Origin of the sequence: Nocardia sp. NPDC060249 (assembly GCF_042728755.1) — a bacterium.
Lineage (GTDB): Bacteria > Actinomycetota > Actinomycetes > Mycobacteriales > Mycobacteriaceae > Nocardia.
Window position 1 is genome coordinate 68,822 of sequence record NZ_JBHXAQ010000013.1, and the last position, 18,563, is coordinate 87,384.

The 18,563-nt window shown below is 66.8% G+C and carries 22 protein-coding genes, 1 pseudogene and 1 riboswitch; of the genes and pseudogenes, 13 read left to right on the forward strand and 10 right to left on the reverse strand.

Features of this window, described 5'->3' with window-relative positions:
• Positions 1-62: 62 nt before the first annotated feature.
• Complete coding sequence (locus ACFWFP_RS30010) at positions 63-545, forward strand: DUF456 domain-containing protein (protein WP_379300719.1); 483 nt, start codon at positions 63-65, stop codon at positions 543-545.
• A gap of 14 nt (positions 546-559) precedes the next feature.
• On the opposite strand, the gene ACFWFP_RS30015 is transcribed toward ACFWFP_RS30010, so the two are convergent.
• Both ACFWFP_RS30015 and ACFWFP_RS30020 read right to left on the reverse strand, forming a co-directional pair.
• Positions 560-1,411, reverse strand: a complete 852-nt coding sequence (locus ACFWFP_RS30015) for an amidohydrolase family protein (protein WP_379300721.1) — start codon at positions 1,409-1,411, stop codon at positions 560-562.
• Positions 1,412-1,614: 203 nt separating this feature from the next.
• Positions 1,615-3,003, reverse strand: a complete 1,389-nt coding sequence (locus ACFWFP_RS30020; protein WP_379300607.1) for an FAD-dependent oxidoreductase — start codon at positions 3,001-3,003, stop codon at positions 1,615-1,617.
• 189 nt (positions 3,004-3,192) lie between these two features.
• Between ACFWFP_RS30020 and ACFWFP_RS30025 the strand changes: the two genes are divergently transcribed.
• From ACFWFP_RS30025 to ACFWFP_RS30035, 3 genes are all read left to right on the forward strand, one after another.
• The gene (locus ACFWFP_RS30025; RefSeq protein ID WP_378996041.1) at positions 3,193-3,651 is read left to right on the forward strand and encodes a hypothetical protein; all 459 of its coding nucleotides are present in this window, start codon (positions 3,193-3,195) and stop codon (positions 3,649-3,651) included.
• Between the two features lie 45 nt (positions 3,652-3,696).
• Positions 3,697-3,816, forward strand: a riboswitch (SAM riboswitch).
• A 17-nt stretch (positions 3,817-3,833) separates the two neighbouring features.
• Positions 3,834-4,250: a rhodanese-like domain-containing protein gene (locus ACFWFP_RS30030; protein WP_067450341.1), complete on the forward strand. Its 417-nt coding sequence runs from the start codon at positions 3,834-3,836 to the stop codon at positions 4,248-4,250.
• A gap of 10 nt (positions 4,251-4,260) precedes the next feature.
• Positions 4,261-5,469 carry an O-succinylhomoserine sulfhydrylase gene (locus ACFWFP_RS30035; RefSeq protein WP_379300609.1) on the forward strand — a complete coding sequence of 403 codons (1,209 nt, stop codon included), beginning with the start codon at positions 4,261-4,263 and terminating at the stop codon, positions 5,467-5,469.
• 65 nt (positions 5,470-5,534) lie between these two features.
• On the opposite strand, the gene ACFWFP_RS30040 is transcribed toward ACFWFP_RS30035, so the two are convergent.
• From ACFWFP_RS30040 to fgd, 4 genes and pseudogenes are all read right to left on the reverse strand, one after another.
• Entirely contained in the window at positions 5,535-5,936 is a 402-nt protein-coding gene (locus tag ACFWFP_RS30040; protein WP_379300611.1) for a PIN domain-containing protein, read from the reverse strand.
• 95 nt (positions 5,937-6,031) lie between these two features.
• A pseudogene (locus ACFWFP_RS30045) lies at positions 6,032-6,181 on the reverse strand (type II toxin-antitoxin system Phd/YefM family antitoxin); the annotation flags it as partial.
• Positions 6,182-6,247: 66 nt separating this feature from the next.
• Complete coding sequence (locus tag ACFWFP_RS30050) at positions 6,248-6,592, reverse strand: hypothetical protein (RefSeq protein ID WP_379300613.1); 345 nt, start codon at positions 6,590-6,592, stop codon at positions 6,248-6,250.
• A gap of 99 nt (positions 6,593-6,691) precedes the next feature.
• On the reverse strand, positions 6,692-7,702 hold the full coding sequence (fgd, locus tag ACFWFP_RS30055; RefSeq protein WP_379300615.1) for a glucose-6-phosphate dehydrogenase (coenzyme-F420): 1,011 nt from the start codon (positions 7,700-7,702) through the stop codon (positions 6,692-6,694).
• 160 nt (positions 7,703-7,862) lie between these two features.
• On the opposite strand from fgd, the gene ACFWFP_RS30060 reads away from it, so the two are divergent.
• The 4 genes from ACFWFP_RS30060 (at position 7,863) to ACFWFP_RS30075 (ending at position 11,034) form a co-directional block, all read left to right on the forward strand.
• Positions 7,863-8,621 (forward strand): HAD-IIA family hydrolase, encoded by a 759-nt coding sequence (locus ACFWFP_RS30060; protein WP_378996145.1) that lies wholly within the window; start codon positions 7,863-7,865, stop codon positions 8,619-8,621.
• A 77-nt stretch (positions 8,622-8,698) separates the two neighbouring features.
• Entirely contained in the window at positions 8,699-9,790 is a 1,092-nt protein-coding gene (locus ACFWFP_RS30065; protein WP_379300617.1) for an LLM class flavin-dependent oxidoreductase, read from the forward strand.
• Positions 9,791-9,842: 52 nt separating this feature from the next.
• Positions 9,843-10,457 (forward strand): FMN reductase, encoded by a 615-nt coding sequence (locus ACFWFP_RS30070; protein ID WP_379300619.1) that lies wholly within the window; start codon positions 9,843-9,845, stop codon positions 10,455-10,457.
• A 28-nt stretch (positions 10,458-10,485) separates the two neighbouring features.
• Positions 10,486-11,034: a YceI family protein gene (locus ACFWFP_RS30075; protein ID WP_379300621.1), complete on the forward strand. Its 549-nt coding sequence runs from the start codon at positions 10,486-10,488 to the stop codon at positions 11,032-11,034.
• 62 nt (positions 11,035-11,096) lie between these two features.
• On the opposite strand, the gene ACFWFP_RS30080 is transcribed toward ACFWFP_RS30075, so the two are convergent.
• Together ACFWFP_RS30080 and ACFWFP_RS30085 are read right to left on the reverse strand one after the other, a co-directional pair.
• A complete protein-coding gene (locus tag ACFWFP_RS30080) occupies positions 11,097-11,546 on the reverse strand; it encodes a MarR family winged helix-turn-helix transcriptional regulator (protein ID WP_379300623.1) in 450 nt (149 codons plus the stop codon).
• Positions 11,543-12,169, reverse strand: coding sequence for a DJ-1/PfpI family protein (locus tag ACFWFP_RS30085; protein WP_379300625.1), 627 nt, complete (start codon positions 12,167-12,169; stop codon positions 11,543-11,545). The genes ACFWFP_RS30080 and ACFWFP_RS30085 overlap by 4 nt, the downstream gene beginning before the upstream one ends.
• A gap of 121 nt (positions 12,170-12,290) precedes the next feature.
• Between ACFWFP_RS30085 and ACFWFP_RS30090 the strand changes: the two genes are divergently transcribed.
• Positions 12,291-12,509, forward strand: a complete 219-nt coding sequence (locus ACFWFP_RS30090) for a hypothetical protein (protein WP_378633666.1) — start codon at positions 12,291-12,293, stop codon at positions 12,507-12,509.
• Between the two features lie 12 nt (positions 12,510-12,521).
• The gene (locus tag ACFWFP_RS30095) at positions 12,522-13,619 is read left to right on the forward strand and encodes a flotillin family protein (protein WP_062986140.1); all 1,098 of its coding nucleotides are present in this window, start codon (positions 12,522-12,524) and stop codon (positions 13,617-13,619) included.
• Positions 13,620-13,675: 56 nt separating this feature from the next.
• On the opposite strand, the gene ACFWFP_RS30100 is transcribed toward ACFWFP_RS30095, so the two are convergent.
• On the reverse strand, positions 13,676-14,098 hold the full coding sequence (locus ACFWFP_RS30100; RefSeq protein WP_379300627.1) for a Rid family hydrolase: 423 nt from the start codon (positions 14,096-14,098) through the stop codon (positions 13,676-13,678).
• A 94-nt stretch (positions 14,099-14,192) separates the two neighbouring features.
• On the opposite strand from ACFWFP_RS30100, the gene ACFWFP_RS30105 reads away from it, so the two are divergent.
• Positions 14,193-14,696 carry a MarR family winged helix-turn-helix transcriptional regulator gene (locus ACFWFP_RS30105; RefSeq protein WP_379300629.1) on the forward strand — a complete coding sequence of 168 codons (504 nt, stop codon included), beginning with the start codon at positions 14,193-14,195 and terminating at the stop codon, positions 14,694-14,696.
• A gap of 9 nt (positions 14,697-14,705) precedes the next feature.
• Here ACFWFP_RS30105 and ACFWFP_RS30110 read toward each other — a convergent pair whose 3' ends face one another.
• Complete coding sequence (locus tag ACFWFP_RS30110) at positions 14,706-15,212, reverse strand: nitroreductase/quinone reductase family protein (RefSeq protein ID WP_379300631.1); 507 nt, start codon at positions 15,210-15,212, stop codon at positions 14,706-14,708.
• 74 nt (positions 15,213-15,286) lie between these two features.
• On the opposite strand from ACFWFP_RS30110, the gene pta reads away from it, so the two are divergent.
• Together pta and ACFWFP_RS30120 are read left to right on the forward strand one after the other, a co-directional pair.
• Complete coding sequence (pta, locus tag ACFWFP_RS30115; protein WP_379300633.1) at positions 15,287-17,365, forward strand: phosphate acetyltransferase; 2,079 nt, start codon at positions 15,287-15,289, stop codon at positions 17,363-17,365.
• Positions 17,362-18,561 (forward strand): acetate kinase, encoded by a 1,200-nt coding sequence (locus ACFWFP_RS30120; protein ID WP_379300634.1) that lies wholly within the window; start codon positions 17,362-17,364, stop codon positions 18,559-18,561. The genes pta and ACFWFP_RS30120 overlap by 4 nt, the downstream gene beginning before the upstream one ends.
• Positions 18,562-18,563: the final 2 nt, after the last annotated feature.

The window sequence follows — 18,563 nt, forward strand, 5'->3', positions numbered from 1 at the left end:
GGTAGACCATGGGCGAGAATTCGCACGAGCGCGACTCGGCGCGGCAACGGGAGGACCCGGTAGTGGGTGTGTGGGGTGAGGTCGTTGTCGGCCTTGTCATTCTGGTCGGCATCGTCGGCGTGATCGTACCGATCCTGCCGGGGGTGATCCTCATTTTCGCGGCGATCGCGGTGTGGGCGTTCATGACCGGCGGTGCGACGGCCTGGACGGTGCTGGCAGTCGCGACCGTCGCGCTGGCGCTCTCCGGTGTAGTGAAGTACACCTGGCCGGGTAAGCGGATGCGCGAAGCCGGGGTGTCGAACCGCGCGCTGCTGGCCGGTGCGGTGCTCGGCATCGCCGGCTTCTTCGTGATCCCGATCGTCGGCCTGTTCATCGGCTTCGTCCTCGGTGTGTACCTGGCCGAGCTGTACCGCTTGAAGACCAACAACCTGGCTTGGCCCGCGACGGTGCACGCCCTCGAGGGTGTCGGCCTGTCGATGCTGGTCGAGTTGTTCGGCGCGCTGATCGCCTCCGGTGTGTGGCTCACCGGCGCGATCATCAGCTGAGCCGGCCGCGAGTTCTACTCGATGATCGGCAGCGGACGGGTGTGGTCGTCCGCGCCGGGAAGCTGATTGCGCGGAATCGGGATCGTCGGATTCTCGATGCGGGGTAGCGGCTCCGGTTCGGGGCGACGCACCGCGGGCAGCCGGTAGAACTCGCGGGCATTGTCCTCGAGCACCGCGTGGATATCGGAGCCGACCACCTGCGAGATCAGGTCCACATCGCGCTCCTCGAACGGCCTGCCCGCGCGCGTGCCGGGCAGATCGCTGCCGAACATCAGCGCACCCGGGTTCACCGTGTGGATGCGCCGCAGCGTCTCGGCCACATCCATCTCGACCCGGCCGAACCCCGTCGCCTTCACCCTGGCGCCGCGGTCCACCAGGTCGAGCAGATACGGCAAACCCTCGTCGGACATGCCGAGATGGTCGATCGAGAGCGCGGGCAGCTTCGAGATCACCGGCTGCAGCGAGGCCAGCATCTGACCGTCGATGTAGAGCTCGACGTGCCAGCCCGCCAGTTCGTGGGCACGCAACGCCTGCAATGTCATCTCGGTGATGTCGGCGGCGGCGCGCTTGAGGTTGAACCGCAGGGCGCGAACGCCTGCCCGGCTCAGCTCGAGGATCTCGTCGTCGGTGGCGTCGAGATCCAGCCGGGTCACGCCGACCCAGTCGGGACCGAGCGCGGCCAGTGCTGCCTTCAGGTACGTCTGATCAGCGCCTTGGAAAGACGCGCTGACGACAGCACCGCCGCGAACATCGAAGTGCGCCATGCGCTTTCGATAGTCATCGATCACGTAGGGCTCAGGGAGATAGCCTTCGTTCTCGATCAGCGGAAACCGAGGATCGATAATGTGGACGTGGGCATCGAACACCTGTACAGAATGCCTTATCTTCGGAGCGCTGGCGCGCTCGAGTTCGCGGCCTCGCCGGTCCCGTCGATCAGGCACCGTTGCTTGCTCCTTCGTCGCCTACGCAACGGCACCTGATCGACGGGACGGCCGCGAACCGCCGCTGCGCGGCGGGACCCTCCTCGAGGTCGGGTCGTGCGGGTTGCGCATGGCGTGCTCGCGGCGGTTCAGGCCTTGTTCGGCTCGGAGGCGCGCAGCATGTCTTCGCGCTCCACGACCTTGACGCGCTCACGGCCTTCGGGCTCGCCGAGGGCGCGCTCGTGGGCGTCGAGGCGGTACCAGCCTGCCCAGGTGGTGAACGGGATGCCCTTGCCCTCGAGGAACTCGGTGACGGCGTCGAGCTCGGGCTTCGGCGCGGGGACGAAGCCCTTGGCGTCGTCGAGCAGGCAGGCGATGGTCTCGTTGGCGTCGCCCTTGGTGTGGCCGATGAGGCCGACCGGGCCGCGCTTGATCCAGCCGGTCACGTAGGTGGCGGGCATGAATCGGGCGTCGCCGGCGGCCGAGTCGTCGGCGATCACGCGACCGGCCTCGTTGGGCACCGTGCCCGCCTGATCGTCGAACGGCAGCTGGGTGACGTTCTGCGAGAGGTAGCCCACGGCGCGGTACACGGCCTGGATGTCCCAGTCGGTGAAGTTGCCGGTGCCCTTGACATTGCCGGTGCCGTCGAGCTGAGTGCGTTCGGTCTTGAGGCCGACGACCTTGCCGTCCTCGCCGAGGATCTCGGACGGGGACTCGAAGAAGTGCAGGAACAGCTTGTGCGGGCGGTCGCCGTGGTCGCGGATGGCCCACTGCTCCAGGGTGTTGGCGACCATGTCGACCTGCTTGGAGTTACGGCGCGCGGCTTCGGAGCCTTCGTCGTAGTCGATGTCCTCGGGGTTGACGATGACCTCGATGGTCGGCGAGTGATCGAGTTCGCGCAGCTCGAGGGGGGTGAACTTGGCCTGGGCGGGGCCGCGGCGTCCGAAGACGTGGACCTCGAGAGCCTTGTTCTCCTTGAGCCCGTTGTAGACGTTCGGCGGGATCTCGGTCGGCAGGAGTTCATCGCCGGTCTTGGCGAGCACGCGGGCCACGTCGAGGGCGACGTTGCCGACGCCGAGCACGGCGACCTTCTCGGCCTCGAGGGGCCAGGAGCGGGGGACGTCGGGGTGGCCGTCGTACCAGGACACGAAGTCGGCGGCGCCGTAGGAGCCGTCGAGGTCGATGCCGGGGATGGCCAGGGCACGGTCGGCGTTGGCGCCGGTGGAGAAGATCACCGCGTCGTAGAACTGGCGCAGGTCGTCGAGAGTGATGTCGGTGCCGTAGTCGATGTTGCCGAGCAGGCGGACCTGGTCTTTGTCGAGGACCTTGTGCAGGGCGGTGATGATGCCCTTGATGCGCGGATGGTCGGGGGCGACGCCGTAGCGGATGAGACCGAAGGGCGCGGGCATGCGCTCGTAGAGGTCGATGCTCACGTCGGCATCGGACTTCATCAACGCGTCGGCGGCGTAGATACCGGCCGGTCCCGCACCCACGATCGCAATGCGAAGTGGGCGAGTCGCTGCACTCTGTTCGGTCATTTCTACGCGCACCCTTTGGTCGAGAACTGTTTGACGGCGTCAACTTAGCTTAGGCTAAGTCGGCGATCCGGCTTGCTGGCAGCTGTCATCGAGTTGGCAACAGCACGCAGTCATGGCGATTCTAGCTGCGGCATTGCGGTCACCCGGCGCGCGGTGTAGCTGCCCGCCCGGGTCTGTCAGGATTAGAGCATGAACGAGGAGCAAACAGGCTCGGATGACCAGCCCGTAGTGGTGGATCAGACCGACAAGCGTTCCATCGTCCCGTTCGTCGCGGCCGCGGTGATCGCGATCATCGTGCTCATCGGCATCGTGGCGGGTGGACTGCTCTCACCCGCTGAGAAAAATGTCACAGAGGCCGACCGTCTCGCGGCCGCCGTCACCAACTATATCGACGCGCGCTCGCGCAGCGACCTCCGTCCGCCGACCGGTGTGGCCTGCCCCGGATTCGACGAGGAGAAATCCGGCCTCGGCGAACAGCTCGGTGGCCCGAAATCCACTGTCACGATCGACGGCAAGGGTTTCGAGAACGCCACCGTCAACGGCGACCGCGCCAAGATCGACGCGGCGCTCGTTGTCAACGGCAACCCGGCGGCGAGCAACTGGAAACTGACCCGCGTCGACAGCGCGTGGCTGGTGTGTTCCTTCTGAATCGTTTGACACGATGACCGGTGCCGAGGCAATCTCAGATCGCAAGGTCATGAGTGCCAGCGTCAAGCCCCGGCTCGCTGGTCGGCAACCCTCCTCCGCGGTGGGGTGCTCCGGGTGACGACCTGGCCGTGTGTTCGGGGATTTCCGGCACGGCAAGAGCGGATTCACGCAGGAGGATCGACATGACTTACGCCGGCGACATCACCCCTGAGAAGGCGTGGGAGCTACTCACCGAGCACCCCGGCGCCGTGCTGGTCGACGTGCGCACCGAAGGCGAGTGGGCACACATCGGCATTCCCGACACCAGTTCCATCGAACGCCCGGCCCACTTCATCGAGTGGGTCGACGGCACCGGCACCCGCAATCCCGAGTTCGGCGTGCAGCTCGAGCAGGCGCTCGCCGGTCGCCCCGACGACGCACCCGTGGTGTTCCTGTGTCGCTCCGGTCAGCGTTCCGCGCACGCGGCGAACCTGGCGACCGCGGCGGGCGTGGCACCGTCCTACAACGTGCTCGACGGTTTCGAGGGTGGTCCCGACGCGTTCGGTCAGCGCGGCAGCACCGGTTGGCGCGCTGTCGGCCTGCCGTGGCGTCAGGCATAAGGAGAAAAGCATGATCACGGGTGGTTCGTTCGACAAGCCACTGCCCGAAGGCGTCGGCCCCGGCACGCTCGGCGTGCGTGGCGGTCTGCGCCGTTCCGGCTTCGACGAGACGTCCGAGGCGCTGTACCTGACCTCCGGCTTCGTCTACGAGAACGCCGAAGCCGCCGAGGCCGCGTTCACCGGCGATGTCGAGCACTTCGTCTACTCCCGTTTCGGTAACCCGACCGTGGCCATGTTCGAGGAGCGCATCCGCCTGCTCGACGGCGCCGAAGCGGCGTTCGCGACCGCGTCCGGCATGTCGGCGGTGTTCACCGCGCTCGGCGCCCTGCTGAAGGCGGGCGACCGTCTCGTCGCCGCCCGCAGCCTGTTCGGGTCCTGTTTCGTGGTCTGTAACGAGATCCTGCCGCGCTGGGGCATCGAAACCGTCTTCGTCGACGGTGACGACCTCGACCAGTGGGAGCAGGCCCTCTCCGTCCCGACTCAGGCCGTCTTCTTCGAGACCCCGGCCAACCCGATGCAGACTCTCGTCGATGTCCGCAAGGTCACCGAGCTCGCCCACGCCGCGGGCGCGAAGGTGGTGCTGGACAACGTCTTCGCCACCCCCCTGCTCCAGCGCGGTTTCGAACTCGGGGCCGACGTGGTGGTCTACTCCGGCACCAAACACATCGACGGCCAGGGCCGTGTCCTCGGCGGCGCCATCCTCGGCGCCCAGGACTACATCGACGGCCCCGTCAAAACCCTGATGCGCCACACCGGCCCCGCCCTGAGCCCGTTCAATGCCTGGACCTTGCTCAAGGGCCTGGAAACCATGCCGCTGCGCGTGCGCCATTCCACCGAGTCGGCCCTGCGGGTGGCCGAGTTCCTGGAGACCAAGAATTCGGTCGACTGGGTGAAGTACCCCTTCCTGGAATCGCATCCGCAACACGCGCTGGCCAAGGAGCAGATGACCGGCGGCGGCACAGTCGTCACCTTCGCCCTCACCGGCGACGACGGCAAAAAACGAGCCTTCGAGGTGCTGAACCGCCTGCGCATCATCGACATCTCCAACAACCTCGGCGATGCCAAAACCATGATCACCCACCCCGCCACCACCACCCACCGAGCCATGGGCCCGGAGGGACGCGCGTCGATCGGCTTGTCCGACGGGGTAGTTCGCATCTCGGTAGGCCTGGAAGACCTCGAAGATCTCCTCGGCGACCTCGACCAGGCCCTGAGCTAGTTCGTCCGTTTGCCCCGAGTCGACCTGTCGCAACTCGGCAGGTCGATGTCGGACTCGTGGATCGCCTACCGGACCGGGTCGTAGACCGCGAACCCCAGGTGGCCCGCGACGGTGGCCATGTTCTTGTCGTGCGTCACCACCGTGAGATCGTCCAAACCGCTGCGCAGTGCCGAGGCGAGATGAATCGCGTCGAGTGTCCGGATGTGCGAGATGATCGCTTCGGCTTCGTTCAGCACAGCGTGATCGATCGGAATGATGTCGATGTGGTCGATGATCTGACCTCGGTCGAGCACGGCCAGGCCTTCCCGGCGAAGAACGCGAGTGATCTCGGTGCGCAACAGTCGCGAAGAGACGATCCGGCACTCTTTGTCCGCGGTCGTCTCGTCGAACCACCGTGCGGCTTCGATGGAATGGCCCAACATGATCCGCATTGCCACCGAGGTGTCGAGGTAATAGGCCCTCACCACTCGCCCTTCTCGGACTCGAGGAGCTCGTCGATGGACGCGGCGCTGCGGAGTTCGTGCCGGGCGATGGCGCTCGTGTGTGCCCCGCCGTCGACCGCGCGCCGGATGATCTGGGTCGACGAGACCGCGGGCACGATGTAGCCGACCCGGTGGTTGTGGCGCGTCAACTCGTAGACCTCGCCGGACTCGACGTCGGCGACCATCGCGGACGGATTCTGGCGGAGTTCGCCGACACTGATCGACTTCATGAAATCAGTCTAGCCGAAAATTGTCTACTATTGTCTACAGGCTTACGGCGCCGGCCCTGAACGGATTCACTGCCTTGCGGCGTCCAGAATCGCGATCGCCTCGTCGATCGGAGCGATGACGAAAAGTTCGGTTCCGGCGTCGGTGTCCACGCGCAGACGAGTGCGGAGGCCCCCGCTGAACAGGCCGCCGTCCGGGCTTTGCTGCCCAACGGCGCGCAGTTGGGTCAGGGGCGCTTCCCAGCGCTTGCCGCCGGTGATCGCGTCGAGGTGATTGGGTACGAAGAGCAGCCGGGTCTCGGTCAGGTGGAGGCGTCCGCCGACGGCCCTGCTGCCTTGTGTTCGATTGGCGAGTTTCTGCCAGACAACCTTCTCGGTGGCGCTCAGCGCCGGGCTACCGATCCACAATCCCATGGTTCGTTTCCTTGTGTCGTTCCGGTGTTCGTGACCATGGATCGATATCCGGCCGGGCACCGTTAATGGCGCCCGGCCGGGGATCTGAGCAGACCGGTCTCAGCCGAGCGCGCGCAGGCGGGGGGCCAGGTCTCGTTTGAAGAGGTCGAGGAAGCGGAGTTGGTCTTGGCCGGGGGCGTGGAAGACGAGGTGGTTGAGGCCCGCGTCGAGGTAGGGCTTGATCTTGGCGACGGCTTCGTCGGGGTCGCTGGCGACGATCCACCGTTTGGCGACTTGTTCGATGGGGAGGGCGTCGGCGGCCTTTTCCATTTCGATGGGGTCGGTGATGTCGTGCTTCTGTTCGGGAGTCAGCGAGAGCGGGGCCCAGAAGCGGGTGTTCTGGAGTGCGAGTTCGGGATCGGTGTCGTAGGAGATCTTGATCTCGATCATCTTGTCGATCTCGGCGACATCGCGCTCGACCTTCTCCGCGCCCTCGGCCACCGCGGGCAGCAGCTTCTCGGTGTAGAGATCCATGCCCTTGCCCGAGGTGCAGATGAAGCCGTCGCCCGCGCGACCCGCGTACCGGGCGACCACCGGGCCGCCCGCGGCGATGTAGACGGGGATGCCGCCCTTGGGGACGTCGTAGATGGAGGCGCCGACGGTGTGGTAGTACTCGCCGTCGAAATCGACGCGCTCGCCGGTCCACAATTCGCGCATCATCTTCACCGCTTCACGCAGGCGGGCGAAACGCTCTTTGAAGTCGGGCCATTCGCCCTTGTAGCCGGTGGCGATCTCGTTGAGGGCCTCGCCGGTGCCGACACCGAGCATCACCCGGTTCGGGTACAGGCAGCCCAGCGTGGCGAAGGACTGCGCGATCACCGCCGGGTTGTAGCGAAAGGTCGGGGTGAGTACGGAGGTGCCGAGCTGGATGCGTTCGGTGCGCTCGCCGACGGCCGCCAGCCAGGCCAGTGAGAACGGCGCGTGCCCGCCGTCGTGGCGCCATGGCTGGAAGTGGTCGCTCACGGTGGCGCTGTCGAGGCCGTGTTGCTCGGCGGCGACGCCGAGTTCGACCAGTTCTCGTGGTCCGAACTGTTCTGCCGATGCTTTGTACCCGAGCTTGAGATCGACCATGCCAGCCACTCCTGTCGTCTGTTGACCCCTGCCGACACGACACTAGCGCGCGGCCCGCCATCCGCGCCTATGCCGTTTTCATCACCCACCACGCCGAGTTTTAGCGGACAATTAACTGGTGGCCACCAAGGATGAGCAGATCTTGTCGTACCTGACCGACATGGACGGCGTGCTGGTGCACGAGGATCAACTGATCCCCGGCGCCGACGAGTTCCTCGCCGAACTGCGCGCCAACGAGATCCCGTTCCTCGTGCTGACCAATAACTCGATCCGCACGCCCCGCGACCTCCAGGCCCGCCTGCGCCACACCGGCCTCGACATCCCCGAGGAGTCGATCTGGACCTCGGCGCTGGCCACGGCGACCTTCCTGGACGATCAGCGCCCCAACGGCACCGCGTACGTGGTCGGCGAATCCGGTCTCACCACCGCGCTGCACGAGATCGGCTACGTGCTCACCGACAGCGACCCCGATTACGTGGTCCTCGGCGAAACCCGGACGTACTCCTTCGAGGCGATCACCACCGCGATCCGGCTGGTGGACCGGGGCGCGAAGTTCATCGCGACCAACCCTGATGCCACCGGACCCTCGCGCGACGGCGTCCTGCCCGCCACCGGTTCGGTCGCCGCCCTGATCACCCGCGCCACCGGTAAGGAGCCGTACTACGTCGGCAAGCCGAATCCGCTGATGATGCGCTCGGCCCTGCGTCAGATCGGCGCGCATTCCCAATCGACGGTGATGATCGGCGACCGGATGGACACCGACGTGATCGCGGGCTTGGAGGCGGGCCTGCGCACGGTGTTGGTGACCTCCGGCATCTCGACGAAGTCCTCGGTGGAGGCCTACCCGTTCCGGCCGACCATGGTGGTGGGCTCGGTGGCCGATTTGATCGGCCGCACGCGCCGCCCGTTCGCCGAGTAGTCATGTGATCCGCGTCTCATCGGAATAGGCGCCCGCCTGCCGTGGTTATAGTTGCCATGGCAACCAAAGGAGGGCCCGTGCAGTTCGGAATCTTCAGCGTCGGCGATGTGACCACCGATCCCACCACCGGCCGCACCCCCACCGAGGCCGAGCGGATCAAGGCGATGGTCGCGATCGCGCAGAAGGCCGAGGAAGTGGGTCTCGATGTGTTCGCGATGGGCGAGCACCACAATCGGCCCTTCGTGCCGTCGTCACCGACGACGATGCTCGGCTACATCGCGGGCCGCACCGACAAGATCACGCTGTCCACCTCGACCACACTCATCACCACGAACGACCCGGTCAAGATCGCCGAGGACTTCGCGATGCTGCAGCACCTGGCCGACGGCCGCGTCGACCTGATGCTCGGCCGCGGCAACACCGGCCCGGTCTATCCGTGGTTCGGCAAGGACATCCGCGACGGCATCCCCCTGGCCATCGAGAACTACGCCCTGTTGCACCGGCTGTGGCGTGAAGACGTCGTGAACTGGGAAGGCAAGTTCCGTACGCCGCTGCAGTCGTTCACCTCGACCCCGCGTCCGCTCGACGACGTGCCGCCGTTCGTCTGGCACGGGTCGATCCGTAGCCCGGAGATCGCCGAACAGGCCGCCTACTACGGTGACGGCTTCTTCGCCAACCACATCTTCTGGCCCACTGACCATTTCAAGCGGCTGATCGATCTGTACCGCCGCCGCTACGAGCACTACGGCCACGGCAGCGCCGACCAGGCGATCGTCGGGCTCGGCGGACAAGTGTTCCTGCGCAAGAACTCGCAGGACGCGGTGCGTGAGTTCCGCCCCTACTTCGACAACGCGCCCGTCTACGGGCACGGCCCGTCGCTCGAGGATTTCACCGAGCAGACCCCGCTCACTGTGGGCAGCCCGGAGCAGGTGATCGAGAAGACGCTCACCTTCCGCGAGCACTTCGGCGACTACCAGCGTCAGCTGTTCCTGGTCGACCACGCCGGACTCCCGTTGAAGACGGTGCTCGAGCAGCTCGACCTGCTCGGCGAGGAGGTAATTCCGGTGCTGCGCAAGGAGTTCGCGGCTGGACGCCCGGCCCACGTCCCGGACGCTCCGACGCACGACTCGCTGCTCGCCGCCAAGACCGTGGCGGAGGTCAGTGCGTGACATCCACACCGCGCCGCGCACTCGGCGGCCCGCACACCACGGAGGTGATCTCATGACAACCCGTATCGCCGTGGTGTCGGCAGGGCTTTCGCAGCCTTCGTCGACACGTTTGCTGGCCGATCGACTGGCCGCCGCGGCAGCACGCGAGCTGCGCGCGAAAGGCGCCGAGGTCGAAGTGGACTTCGTCGACCTGCGTGATCACGCGCGCGATCTGGCCGACAACCTGCTCACCGGGTTCCCGGCCCCCGCGCTGCGGGCGGCGATCGACAAGGTCGTCACCGCCGACGGCCTGATCGCCGTGACGCCGATCTTCAGCGCCTCCTACAGCGGCCTGTTCAAGACGTTCTTCGATGTGCTGGAACCGGATTCGCTCGCCGGGATGCCGGTGCTGGCCGGCGCGACCGGCGGCACCGAGCGTCATTCCCTGGCGCTCGAGCACGCGGTGCGCCCGCTGTTCGCCTACCTGCGCTCGATCGTCGTCCCCACCGCGGTCTACGCGGCCTCGACCGATTGGGGCGCGAACGGCGGCGACAAGGCGCTCAACAACCGAATCGACCGCGCCGCAGCCGAATTCGGCGCGCTGCTGCTCGGCACGTCCGCTACCCGACCTACCGACCCCTACACCGATACGACCCCGTTCGAAGACCTTCTCGCAGCACATCGCTGATGCACACCGACCCCCAAGGAGAACACTCATGACCACCGCCATCGCCAAGGGACTCACCGCGGGCACCTGGGCCATCGACCCCACCCACTCCACCGTCGGCTTCTCCGTACGCCACCTGATGGTGAGCAAGGTGCGTGGCCGCTTCACCGACTTCGACGGCGCCCTCGTGATCGCCGAGGACGGCACCGCCACCGCGCACGCCGAGATCCGCGTCGACTCCCTCACCACCGACAACGCTCAGCGCGACGGCCACCTGCGCACCGCCGACTTCTTCCACGCCGAGGAATTCCCGCTGATGACCTTCACGTCCACCGGGTTCCGTGGCGAGGGCAGCGATTTCGTCGTCGACGGTGAGTTCACCGTGCGCGGCAACACCAAGCCGGTCACCCTCGAGGTCGAGTTCGTCGGCGTGAGCCCGGGCATGGGCAACGGCCAGGTCGCCGGTTTCGAAGCCAAGACCGTGGTCTCGCGTCGCGACTTCGGCCTCGACATCGACATGCCGCTGCCCGACGGCGGCGCCGTGATCGGCGACAAGATCACCCTCACCCTCGAGATCGAGGCCGTCCTGCAGGGCTGACCCGTCCCCGAGGTGACGCCCCCATCGCCTGTTCGGTGATGGGGGCGTCGGCCGCTGTGCGGCTAGTCCTCGTCGGCGATGATCGTGTCGAGAGTCGCCGCGAGACGCTGGAGGGTCGCGACCGTCGCGGCGAACTCGGCCGGACCGAGCGCCTCGGCCAGCCGGTGCGCCATGGCCGCGTGCTGCGGATTTATCCGGCGAAGGGCGGTCTCGCCCGCCTCGGTCATCGCGACCAGCTTGGCCCGCTTGTGCGCGGGGTTGGGCCGGTATTCGCACATCCCCTTGCCGACCAGCAGGTCCGCGATCCGCTGCACGCTCTGCCGGGTGATACCCATCGCGCGGGCGATCCCGGCCACCGGCTGCGGCTGGTCCTGCACGGCGGCCATCACCTGCCACCAGGCCACCGAGATTCCGGCAGGCGCGGACAATCCGTCGCCGATGGTCAGGAATTGACCGTTGAGCCGGAAGACGGTGAGGGCGGCGCCGTCGAGCAGGTCCTGTTCGGGGTTCAAGCTGCGTGGATCCCTTCGTATTCGGCGAGCACGGCGTACCCGGCCGGGTCCTTGTGCGCATACAGCTTGTACCAGGCCTCGAGGACCTGCGGTTCGTACAGATCCAGACGCGCGAAGATCTCTCGGGCGAATTCGAACGGCGACATCGCGTCCGCGGTGATCACGTCACGGTCGTTGACCGCAGGCGCCTCGACGTAGTGCCGCGCGCCCGAATATCCGCTGTAGACCAGGAATTCCGCCGCGTTGCTGGTGTGCGCGCGATCGTCGAGCAGGCCCGCGGTGGCCAGTCCGAAGGTCGCGCCGCAGATCGCGGCCACCGGTACCCCGGCATCGACGAACTCTTTCGCCTTGTGCGCGAACGTGATCAGGTCCTCGCCCAGCCACAGGTCCGCGCCGGGCAGGATCAGCATCGCGCTGTCGGCCGGGTCGAGATCGGCGACGGCCAGGTCGGGCGTCACTCGCAGACGGCCCATGGTGGTGATCGGTGCGGTGGTGAGACCGACCGTCGCGACCTCGAATGTTCCGGGCTCCCGGTGCCAGTTGCCGTTGGCGATGTGCGCCGTCGCGGCCCCCACTTCCCAGTCGGCGAGGGTGTCGTAGACGGCTACGTGAACTGTTTTCATTGGCATGACAGTATGTTGTCATATTTGACAGAATGCTGTCAATAAGAATTTTGCTACCGGCTTATAGCCGACCCTCCGTACGCTGACGGCATCCGGTGCGAGACAGGGAGGTTCACCCGCGATGACCGACTCCGTGCAGGGCATGACGGGCACCATCACGTCACCGATTCGGGAGGCGGGCGCACTGGGTGAGGTACTGATCTCGATTCGCGGGGGCACCGAGCTCTACCTCGCCCGAGCCGACGAACCGATCGCCGCCTGGACCACCGTGTTGATCGTCGCGGTCCACCCGGGACGCCTGGTCGACGTGGTCACCTGGATTCCGCTTCCCTCTGAGTGAAAGGGGCCCGCGATGCTGGGCTATCACGTTCCCGATCCCGACGAAGCCATGCTGGTCAGTGGCGCCAAGACCAAAGACGACACCCCGTTCAAGGTGGTCATCGGGCGCGGCACCTGGGTGGTGCCGCTGTTCCGCAAGGTCCGCTACCTGTCGCTGGCCATGTTCGAGTCCGAGATCCGCGAGCGCTGCGTCACCAAGCAAGCCATCCAGCTCGATGTGCGTGCGGTGATCGCGTTCAAGGTCGCCAACGACACCCAGTCGATCGTCAATGCGGCACAACGCTTCCTGTCCGAACAGGAGCAGGAGATGTCGGTGCTCACGGGCCGCATCTTCTCCGGTCACCTGCGCTCGATCGTGGGCTCGATGACCGTCGAGGAGATCATCCGCGAACGTCAGAAGCTGGCCGACGAGGTGCTCATCGCCTCCAAGGTGGAGATGAGCAATATCGGCCTGTGGGTCGACTCGTTCCAGATCCAGTCCATCGACGACGGCAACCTCGGCTACATCAATGCCCTTGCCGCACCGCACAATGCGGCCGTTCAGCGGGACGCCCAGATCGCTCAAGCCCAAGCCGCCCAGCGCTCCGCCGAAGCCGAGCAGGAATCCCTGCGCCGTCGCGCCGAATACGAACGCGAAACCTCGATCCTCAAGGCCGAGTACCAGCGCGACATCGACAAGGCCAATGCCGAAGCGGCACAGGCGGGCCCGCTCGCCGACGCCATCGCCAGGCAGGCCGTCCTGCACGCCCAAGCCGAGCAGGCCCGCAAGAATGCCGAACTCCGCGAACAGCAGCTCCAGGCCGAAGTGGTGAAACCCGCTGAGGCGGAGGCGGAACGAGTCCGCATCCTCGCGGTGGCCGAGGCCGACCGCACCCGCATTCAGGCCGAGGCGGCGGCGTCCAACAACCGCATCGCGCTGGATCAGATGCTCATCGAGCAGCTTCCCGAAATCGTCAAGCAGGCCTCGCACGGCCTTGCGGGCGCCAACCTCACCGTCCTCAACGGCCCCGACGGCGTCGGTGAGCTGCTCAACGGCATGGTCGGCCAGGGTCTGACGGTCTTCAACTCCCTGCAGAAGGCCCTGTCGAACGGCGAGGTCGACAAGGTCTGATCGCCGCCACGGCGTGGGCCGAGCGCTCGAACCGGCGGGGCTGACCGGATACCGGGTCAGTCCTGCTGGTTCACGAGTGCGGTCACCCGGATCTCGACGCGCATGCCGGGGGCGCCGAGGGCGGCGACGCCGATTTGGGTCCAGATCGGTGCGCGCTCGCCCATGCGCTTGCGGAACTGCTCGACCATGACGCGGTTGTGCGCGTCGCCGATCGTGTCCTCGACCGCCGGGATGTGGAAGCTGTCCACGGCGATGACGTCGGCCCAGGTCGCTCCGACCGTCGCGAGCGTGCGCTCCACGTTCTCGAAGGCCTGGACGATTTCTTCCTCGAGGGATTCGGGGAAGGTGATGTCGTCGTTCCAGCCACCCTGGCCGGAGATGTCGACGCGGTCGCCGACGCGGACCGCCTGGCGGTAATGCAGCAGGTCGAAGAGGGTCTGGCCGTATCCGGGGGTGCTGGCGAAGGTGGCGGTGCTCATCGCTACGAACCTTTCGTTTGACTTCAAGTATGAAGTCAAACTAGCACGAAATGACTTCACGTGTGAACTCAATCGGCCTCGCTATGATTACCCGATGACTGCGGCGACCCCAGGATCCGACGGCGCGGACGCCGAGGCGGCGGCGCCGGCGTGGCTGAACGCGGAGGAGAAGGAAGCCTGGACCGGCCTGGTCTCCCTGATCCTGCTGCTGCCGGGCCGTTTGGAGGCGCCGCTGCAGGCAGAGGCGGGGCTGACACTCTTCGAGTACCTAGTGCTGAGCCATCTGTCCGAGGCCCCCGAGCGCCGGATCAGGATGAGCGAGCTGGCCTTCCTGGCGAACGGATCGCTGTCGCGGCTCTCGAACGTCGTCAAGCGGTTCGAGCAGCGAGGCTGGGTGACCCGAGCGCCCGACGCCGACGACGGCCGGTACACGGTCGCCTCGCTCACCGATGCCGGGTACGCGACGGTCGTCGCGGCGGCGCCGACCCATGTGCGCGCGGTCCGCGAACGCTTCCTCGATCAGGTGAGCGCCGCCGACGGGCGAGCCCTGGCCCGGATCGCCGCCAAGCTGCGCGTGCGTCCCGCCGATCTGGCCTGAAACCGGCGGTTACACCCGGCGCAGGGCGAACATCCGCAGGTCGCGGGTGGTGCGATCGCGGTAGGCGGCGTAGGCGCCGGTGATGTCGATGAAGCGGGCGAAGATCGCGTCCTTGTCCGCGTCGGTGACCGGGGTGGCGGTGACCGGGATGCGCTCGCCGGCGATGGCGACGGTGGCGGTCGGATCGGCGAGCAGGTTGCCGGTCCAGGCCGGGTGGTGGTCCTGGCCGAAGTTGGAACCGACCACGTACAGGGTGTCGCCGTCGTGGACGTAGAGCAGCGGCTGGGTGCGCGCGACGCCGGACTTGCGGCCGGTGGTCGTGAGCAGGATCACCGGGGCGCCGATCGGGCCGAGCACGGTGTACTTGGCGTCGGTGCGCTCGAGCAGGGCGCGGTCGAGCGGGGTGATGGTGCGAATCAGCCAGGAACCCGGCTTGGTCGCGGCGAATCGGTTGGCTGCGCGGGACAGGGGATTGGTGCGGGAGCCCCACTGGCGATCCGGGAACTGCGATGTCATGGGGCGGACTATAACGCGACCGATCGGACCCCACCGAACCCCTGAATCGCCGACAATTCACTAAGCTCGCGAGCATGGTCGAACAAGCGCCGTCCACCGTGTACATCGCCTCGCCCGAGGGGGACACCGGAAAATCTACGGTGGCACTGGGTGTCCTCGGCATGCTGTGCGCGACCACCGCACGTGTCGGCGTGTTCCGCCCGATCACCCGCTCCACCGACGAACCCGACTACATCCTCGAACTGCTGCTCGAGCACAGCACTGCCGATATCAGCTACGAGCAGGCCATCGGCGTCACCTACGAGGACGTCCACCGCGACCCCACCGCCGCGATCAGCGACATCGTGATGCGTTTCCACGACGTCGCCAAGGCCTGTGACGCGGTGGTGATCGTCGGTAGCGACTACACCGATGTCGCCAGCCCGAGCGAGCTGCGCTTCAACGCCCGGATCGCGGTGAACCTGGGCGCGCCCGTGCTGCTGGTCGTTCGCGGCGCGGAACGTACGCCCGGCGAGGTCAAGCAACTGGTCGACCTGTGTACCGCCGAGCTCACCGCCGAGCACGCGCATCTGGTCGCGATCGTCGCCAATCGCTGCGCCCCCGACGAGCTCGACGACATCGCCACCGCCCTGGCGGGTGTCGATGTGCCGTCCTGGACGCTGCCCGAAGTACCGCTGCTGATGGCGCCCACCATGGGCGAGCTGTGCGGGGCGATCGACGGCGAAATCTACAGTGGCGACCCGGAATTGCTGCAGCGTGAGGCGTTGCGCATCATGGTCGGCGGCATGACAGCCGAACACATCCTGGAGCGGCTCTCCGACGGTGTGGTGGTGATCGCTCCCGGCGATCGCTCCGACGTGCTGCTCAGCCTGGTTAATGCCCATGAGGCAGAAGGGTTCCCGTCGCTGGCGGGCGTGATCATGAACGGCGGCCTTCGCCCGCATCCGGCCATCGCGCGGCTGATGGAGGGCCTGCATCCCAAGCTGCCGATCCTGGCCACCGAACTGGGCACCTACGACACCGCCAGTGCCGTGCACGGCACCCGCGGCCGGATGTGGGCGGGCAGCCCGCGCAAGGTCGACACCGCGTTCGCGCTGATGGAACAGCGGGTCGACGCGCCGGAACTGTTGCGGCGCATCCAGGTTCCGTCCTCGACCGTCGTGACGCCGCAGATGTTCGAATACCGGCTGATCGAGCGCGCCCGCGCCGATCGCAAACGCATCGTGCTGCCCGAGGGCGACGACGACCGCATCATCCGGGCCGCCGGGCGGGTGCTGCAGCGCAAGATCGCCGACCTCACCATCCTCGGTGACGAGACCTCGGTACGGGCCCGCGCCGCCGAGCTGGGTGTGGATATCGCCGACGCCCAGGTGATGGCGCCGCGCACCTCGGGCTACCTCGACGAATTCGCCGCCGAATACACCGAATTACGCAAGCACAAGGGCATGACGCTCGAGCGTGCGCGCGAAACCATGTCCGACATCTCGTATTTCGGCACCATGATGGTCTACAAGGGAATCGCCGACGGCATGGTCTCCGGTGCCGCGCACACCACCGCGCACACGATCCGCCCCTCGTTCGAGATCATCAAGACGGTGCCCGGCGTCTCCACGGTGTCGAGCGTGTTCCTGATGTGCTTGGCCGATCGTGTTCTCGCCTATGGCGATTGCGCGGTGGTCCCCGATCCCACCTCGGAGCAGCTGGCCGATATCGCGGTGTCCTCGGCGGGCACGGCGGCCCGGTTCGGGATCGACCCCCGGGTAGCGATGCTGTCCTACTCGACGGGCGCGTCCGGTACCGGCGCCGACGTCGACAAGGTTCGCGCCGCCACCGAACTCGTCCGGGAGCGTGCCCCGCAACTGCCGGTGGAAGGCCCGATCCAGTACGACGCGGCGATCGAGCCGGCCGTCGCCAGCGCCAAGCTGCCCGATTCCGAAGTGGCGGGCAAGGCCACGGTTTTCGTCTTCCCCGACCTCAATACCGGCAACAACACCTACAAGGCGGTGCAGCGCAGCGCCGGCGCGGTCGCGATCGGGCCGGTGCTGCAGGGTCTGCGCAAGCCGGTGAACGATCTTTCGCGCGGCGCGTTGGTCGCCGATATCGTCAACACGGTGGCGATCACCGCCATCCAGGCTCAGGGGGATGGCAAGTGAGTGACCTTGTTCTGGTGCTGAACAGCGGCTCCTCGTCGATCAAATATCAACTGCTGCACGCTGTCTCGGCGCAGGTGCTGGCATCCGGTCTCGTCGAGAAGATCGGCGAGTCGCATGGCGGCAGGATCGTGCACGAGGCGGGGCCCGCCAAGCTGGAGTACGGCGGGGCGATACCCGACCACCGAGCCGGATTGCTGCGGGCGTTCGAGATGTTCCGCGAGACCGGCCTCGACCTGACCACGATCGGCATCGGCGCGGTCGGGCACCGGGTGGTGCACGGCGGCGAGGTGTTCTGGGAACCGACCCTGATCACCGACGATGTGCTGCACGCGATCGACGAACTGTCGGTGCTCGCGCCGCTGCACAATCCCGCCAATGTGGTCGGCATCGAGTCGACGCGGGAGCTGCTGCCCGGCATTCCCGAGGTCGCGGTCTTCGACACGGCGTTCTTCCACACCATGCCCGACGCCGCCAAGACCTACGCGATCGACGCGAAACTGGCTGCGGCCCACGGTATTCGCAAGTACGGCTTCCACGGGACCTCGCATCAGTACGTGTCGGAGAAGGCCGCGCAGTTCCTGGGAAAGCCGACCGAAGAGCTGAACCAGATCGTTTTCCACCTGGGCAACGGCGCGTCCGCGTCGTCGATCCGGGGAGGCGTCGCGATCGACACCACCATGGGGATGACCCCGCTCGAAGGTCTGGTGATGGGGACCAGGCCGGGTGATCTGGATCCTGGCGTCACGCCGTATCTCATGCGGGCGGCCGATCTGGACGTGAGTCAGGTGGAGCAACTGCTCAACCGCAGTTCCGGCCTCAAAGGCATGAGCGGGGTCAACGACTTCCGCGAATTGCAGCAGCTCATCGACGGCGGCGACACCCAGGCGAAGCTCGCCTACGACGTCTACATCCACCGTCTGCGCCGCTATCTCGGCGCCTATCTGGTGGAACTGGGCACCGTCGACGACATCATCTTCACCGCCGGTGTGGGGGAGAACAGCCCGGCGGTGCGCGCCGACGCACTGGCGGGGCTGGAGGCGCTCGGCATCGAAATCGACCCGACCCGCAATGCGGCGAGAGCCCCTGGCATCCGCCGAATTTCGCCGGAGTTCGCCCCGGTGACGGTGCTGGTGGTACCCACCAACGAAGAACTGGCCATCGCCCGCGCGGCCCACCGACTGGTCGGCGGGCACTGAGC

Excerpts from the sequence above, each read along its gene's own strand:
- pta (WP_379300633.1), top strand. The coding sequence starts at position 15,287 with ATGGTCGAACAAGCGCCGTCCACCGTGTACATCGCCTCGCCCGAGGGG.
- ACFWFP_RS30085 (WP_379300625.1), bottom strand. The coding sequence starts at position 12,169 with ATGAAAACAGTTCACGTAGCCGTCTACGACACCCTCGCCGACTGGGAA.
- ACFWFP_RS30020 (WP_379300607.1), bottom strand. The coding sequence starts at position 3,003 with ATGACCGAACAGAGTGCAGCGACTCGCCCACTTCGCATTGCGATCGTG.
- ACFWFP_RS30075 (WP_379300621.1), top strand. The coding sequence starts at position 10,486 with ATGACCACCGCCATCGCCAAGGGACTCACCGCGGGCACCTGGGCCATC.
- ACFWFP_RS30090 (WP_378633666.1), top strand. The coding sequence starts at position 12,291 with ATGACCGACTCCGTGCAGGGCATGACGGGCACCATCACGTCACCGATT.
- ACFWFP_RS30025 (WP_378996041.1), top strand. The coding sequence starts at position 3,193 with ATGAACGAGGAGCAAACAGGCTCGGATGACCAGCCCGTAGTGGTGGAT.
- ACFWFP_RS30050 (WP_379300613.1), bottom strand. The coding sequence starts at position 6,592 with ATGGGATTGTGGATCGGTAGCCCGGCGCTGAGCGCCACCGAGAAGGTT.
- ACFWFP_RS30030 (WP_067450341.1), top strand. The coding sequence starts at position 3,834 with ATGACTTACGCCGGCGACATCACCCCTGAGAAGGCGTGGGAGCTACTC.
- ACFWFP_RS30110 (WP_379300631.1), bottom strand. The coding sequence starts at position 15,212 with ATGACATCGCAGTTCCCGGATCGCCAGTGGGGCTCCCGCACCAATCCC.
- ACFWFP_RS30035 (WP_379300609.1), top strand. The coding sequence starts at position 4,261 with ATGATCACGGGTGGTTCGTTCGACAAGCCACTGCCCGAAGGCGTCGGC.
- ACFWFP_RS30100 (WP_379300627.1), bottom strand. The coding sequence starts at position 14,098 with ATGAGCACCGCCACCTTCGCCAGCACCCCCGGATACGGCCAGACCCTC.
- fgd (WP_379300615.1), bottom strand. The coding sequence starts at position 7,702 with ATGGTCGATCTCAAGCTCGGGTACAAAGCATCGGCAGAACAGTTCGGA.
- ACFWFP_RS30060 (WP_378996145.1), top strand. The coding sequence starts at position 7,863 with ATGGACGGCGTGCTGGTGCACGAGGATCAACTGATCCCCGGCGCCGAC.
- ACFWFP_RS30095 (WP_062986140.1), top strand. The coding sequence starts at position 12,522 with ATGCTGGGCTATCACGTTCCCGATCCCGACGAAGCCATGCTGGTCAGT.
- ACFWFP_RS30105 (WP_379300629.1), top strand. The coding sequence starts at position 14,193 with ATGACTGCGGCGACCCCAGGATCCGACGGCGCGGACGCCGAGGCGGCG.
- ACFWFP_RS30070 (WP_379300619.1), top strand. The coding sequence starts at position 9,843 with ATGACAACCCGTATCGCCGTGGTGTCGGCAGGGCTTTCGCAGCCTTCG.